Origin of the sequence: Mesorhizobium sp. M1E.F.Ca.ET.041.01.1.1, from assembly GCF_003997355.1 — a bacterium.
GTDB lineage: Bacteria > Pseudomonadota > Alphaproteobacteria > Rhizobiales > Rhizobiaceae > Mesorhizobium.
Map to the genome: position 1 here is coordinate 1 of NZ_RZSL01000535.1, position 4,148 is coordinate 4,148.

Annotated in this window: 5 protein-coding genes; 3 read left to right on the plus strand and 2 right to left on the minus strand. The window is 61.9% G+C overall.

Annotated features, from left to right (window positions below; translation table 11 throughout):
* Positions 1–44: 44 nt before the first annotated feature.
* Both EOA38_RS29580 and EOA38_RS29585 read left to right on the plus strand, forming a co-directional pair.
* Positions 45–905 (plus strand): ABC transporter permease, encoded by an 861-nt coding sequence (locus EOA38_RS29580; RefSeq protein ID WP_189350674.1) that lies wholly within the window; start codon positions 45–47, stop codon positions 903–905.
* The gene (locus tag EOA38_RS29585) at positions 905–1,534 is read left to right on the plus strand and encodes a hypothetical protein (RefSeq protein ID WP_126092877.1); all 630 of its coding nucleotides are present in this window, start codon (positions 905–907) and stop codon (positions 1,532–1,534) included. Before EOA38_RS29580 ends, EOA38_RS29585 begins: the two co-directional genes overlap by 1 nt.
* A gap of 77 nt (positions 1,535–1,611) precedes the next feature.
* Here EOA38_RS29585 and EOA38_RS29590 read toward each other — a convergent pair whose 3' ends face one another.
* Together EOA38_RS29590 and EOA38_RS29595 are read right to left on the minus strand one after the other, a co-directional pair.
* Positions 1,612–1,812: a hypothetical protein gene (locus EOA38_RS29590; protein ID WP_059185947.1), complete on the minus strand. Its 201-nt coding sequence runs from the start codon at positions 1,810–1,812 to the stop codon at positions 1,612–1,614.
* Between the two features lie 228 nt (positions 1,813–2,040).
* Positions 2,041–3,030 (minus strand): LysR family transcriptional regulator, encoded by a 990-nt coding sequence (locus EOA38_RS29595; RefSeq protein ID WP_126092876.1) that lies wholly within the window; start codon positions 3,028–3,030, stop codon positions 2,041–2,043.
* Positions 3,031–3,150: 120 nt separating this feature from the next.
* Between EOA38_RS29595 and EOA38_RS29600 the strand changes: the two genes are divergently transcribed.
* On the plus strand, positions 3,151–4,148 hold a 998-nt coding region (locus EOA38_RS29600; protein ID WP_127300897.1), incomplete at its 3' end, for a class 1 fructose-bisphosphatase.

Sequence of the window (4,148 nt, forward strand, 5' to 3'; positions counted from 1 at the left end):
ACAGTTTCCGGCATTGCGGAGATCTCGCCATGAACTCTCCCGCAATGCCGGAAAAGGTCGCCGCTGTCACGCCAGCGAAGTCCGGCGCGTTCGGCCTTCGTCACTATCTCATCTGCCTCAAAGGTGTCGTCATACGGGAATGCCTGCGCTTCCTGCACCAGCGCGAGCGTTTCATCTCGTCGCTGGTTCGACCGCTCGTCTGGCTGTTCATTTTTGCCGCCGGATTCCGGCAGGTGCTCGGCGTTTCGATCATCCCGCCCTACAAGACCTACGTGCTCTATGAGGTCTATATCACGCCAGGCTTGTGCGGCATGATCCTGCTGTTCTCGGGCATGCAGTCTTCGCTGTCGATGGTCTACGACCGCGAGATGGGCAATATGCGCATCCTGCTGGTCAGCCCATTCCCCCGCTGGTACCTGCTGCTGTCGAAGATGCTCGCCGGTGTTTCCGTATCGATCGCGCAGGTCTACGCCTTCCTGATCGTTGCCTGGTTCTGGGGCGTCAAGGCGCCGCCGCTCGGCTACTTGTTCGTGCTGCCGGCCCTGTTCCTGTCCGGCATGATGCTTTGTGCGCTCGGCATGCTTTTGTCCTCGATGATCAAGCAGCTCGAGAATTTCGCCGGCATCATGAACTTCGTTATCTTTCCCGGCTATTTCGCTTCTCCGGCGCTCTACCCTTTGTGGCGCATCCAGGAAGCGAGCCCGCTTCTTTACAAGCTCTGCCTCGCCAACCCCTTCACCTACGCCGTCGAACTGATCCGCTTCGCCTTCTACGGGCAGATCGATTGGGTGTCGCTGGGTGTCGTCGCCGGCTGCACGCTGCTGTTTCTGGGAGGCGCCATCATCGCTTATGACCCTTCGCGCGGCCTGATAATCCGCAAACAGGGCACGGGAGGAAACGATTGATGGAACGGATGAGGCTTGTACGCAGCCTGGTTGCGGCCGCCATGCTCGTGCCGAACGCCGGCGCCGTGGCCGCGAATACCGATCCGGACTGGCCCTGCGCTCAGCGCAAGGTGCCGCAACTCTCGCTCGCCCAGGTCTGGAATGGACCGGACCTTCCACCAGCGGCGAAGGATTGGTCGCAGGACCCTTCCGTCTCCGCCCTGGTCGAGGAGGTGGCGGCTCGCAGGCTGCCGATAGCAGACGCGCAGATGAAGATCAGGGATTTTGCCGCCTCCCTGCCGGCCGAGCAACTTGCGCCGAAAATGGCGATGCTCTTGCAAGGCATGTTCGACCACATGGACGCCGAGCGTTCGCATGTGATTTCCGGCATTTCCCGTTACGCCCACAGGCAGCTCGAAATGGCCGCCGAATTGCGCAAGCAGGCGTCCGATGTCGATGTCTTGCGCGCAAAACCCGACGCGGATCAGGACGAGGTCGAGCGGCAGACCGACCAGCTGAATTTCGCGACGCGCATCTTCAACGAGCGTGCGCAATCGCTGACTTACGTCTGCGATGTGCCGACGATAATCGAGCAGCGGCTTTATCAGCTGTCCAAGACTGTCTCGGAAACGCTTGCCGCGAAGAAATAACGCATGTCGCCCAAAAGTGCGCAGCGGTTTTGGGAGAACGACTTGCGCGAAATAAAGCCCGCTTCGAAGATGCCCCGTCAGGATCCCCGGCCGGGCAGCACACGCCAGCGCTGCACGAAATAGCCGGGATGTGTCTCCAGCCAATGGGCGACCAGCGGCTGCGCCTGCATGAAGGCCACCCCGGGATTCATGGCCAGGCCGTCCGCCATTTCCTCGCGTTGCTCGCAGGTCTGCGGCACCGCCGTCATGCAGACCATCATCACGATTGTATAAAGCATGCCCCTTCCCCTTCGAATTCCCGAACCTCGCGCCCGGGACCCATAGCGATTTGTCTGCAGGGGTTGGCTGCCTATCCGTCTTGTCTGCGAGTATGAGAGCGCGTGCCCCTGCCCTTTCGCACTGCAACATACCATGCGAGCCCCCCGACCGCCATCGATGGCGGTGCGTTTTCCACGCCCTTGTCGGCTTTCTTTCGCATGATTTCTTCGGCCGGTATGTCGGGCGCTTCACTCTGGCCGCTTTCCAGGCGCTCTCATTTTTTGCATCCGAGCCGCGTCATTCGCTTCGGCGTACGGATACAGTTTGCCGAACAGGGGCAGGTAGGTTGCGCCTCTGCGCATCAGGAAATCGTTGAAGGTCGCCATGGCCGGCGAGATCACATGATCGGTGCGCATCACCGAAAACCATTGCCGGCGGATCGGCATCCCGGCCACGTCGAGAATGACGAGCCGGCCGGCTTCCGTTTCCGCGGCGATGGTGTGCGCGGAGATGAAAGCGATGCCGAGACCTGCCATCACCGCCTGCTTGATCGTCTCGTTCGAGCCCATCTCGACGCCGAGATCGTCGATCCGGCCGGGAACGTCGCTCAGGAATATCTCCAGCGAGATGCGCGTGCCCGAGCCCGGCTCGCGAATGAGGAAATGCTCCTCGGCGATCCTCTGCTTGGAAATGTCGCGTGCCGACGCCAGCGGGTGTTCGGGCGGCGCGATGACAACCAGCGGATGATCGCCGAAGACCGAAGCGCGCACCGAAACTTCCTTGGGCGGACGGCCCATCAGTGCGATGTCGATGTCGTGGTTCTTCAGACTGTCGATCGTTTCGGCGCGATTGCCGACGGCAAGCCGCATGTCGATATCGGGATGCTCCTTCATGAAGCCGGCCATGAGCCGTGGCGCGAAATATTTGGCGGTGGAAACGACGCCGAGCCTCAGGCTGCCGGCGCGCACGCCCTTGATGGCGTCCATCTCGTCTTCGAGCAGGCGAAGCCGCTCCTCGATAGCCTGCGCCGCCTCGACGAAGGCCAGCCCTGCGGCGGTGGGACGCATGCCGTCCGAGGTCCGATCGAACAGGGCCAGTTGGACCTCCTCCTCCACTTGTCGCAACTGGATCGTCACCGCTGGAGGAGAAAGGCCTAACACCTTGGCCGCGCTGACGATTTTTCCGTGGCTGACGATTGCCTGAACGGTCTTGAATTGCCTGAGCGTGAGGTTTCTCATGCGGCATACTAAATTGTTTTTACTGCTCAGGTAAAGTTATTGAATTTTACTTAGCACAGATCGTTTGGTTTCATCCCTCCATCCGGCCCCGAGGAGACACGACCGGACCGGGAGGCTACGATGCCAGCGCCAACGCTCGACGCTTTTCTGAACTCCTATCTCGGCGACTCGCCGGACGAACGCCGCTCCGCGGTCGTGGCCACCGTCCGTCAGCTCACACAGGCTGCCACCAGGGTCCGCAATGCCATCAACCAAGGGGTGCTCGGCACCGCCTTTGCCGGAACCCGCGGCGCCAACGCCGACGGCGACGTTCAGAAGGATCTCGACATCTTTGCCGACGACATCTTTCTCGACGCCATGCGTCACGCTCCGGTCGCGCTCTATGCTTCCGAGGAGCTGGACCGGCCGGTCCTGCTCGACGGACAAGCCCCCCTCGCCGTCGCCATCGACCCGCTGGATGGCTCTTCCAACATCGACGCCAACGTGTCGATCGGAACGATTTTCTCGCTCCTCCCTGCAACTGGCGCGCCGGACGCCAATCCGGCCGCCTCCTTTTTGCAGGCAGGCGTGAGCATGCTGGGCGCCGGGTTCTTTATTTACGGGCCGCAACTGGCGCTCGTTCTGTCGCTCGGCAGCGGCACGCACGTCTTCGTGCATTCGACCAGGCTGGGCACCTTCGTCCAGGCCTACGAAAGCCGGATCATTCCGGAGCGGACCCAGGAGTTCGCCATCAACGCCGCCAACTACCGCCACTGGGACGAGGCCGTGCGCCTCTATGTCGACGACTGCCTGGAAGGCACCGAAGGCCCACGGGAGAAGGACTTCAACATGCGCTGGATCGCCTCGCTTGTCGCTGACTGCTATCGCATATTGATGCGCGGCGGCGTGTTTCTCTATCCCGGCGACCAACGCCGGGGTTACCGCCAAGGCCGGCTTCGGCTCGTCTACGAGGCCAATCCGATTGCCTATCTGATCGAACAGGCGGCCGGTGCCGCGACCGATACGATCACCCGCATCCTCGAAATCGAACCCGAGAGCCTGCATCAGCGCGTCCCCGTGGTCTTCGGATCCGCGCGGGAAGTCGCGCGGATCCGAAGACCACGGGGACGCGCTGATGC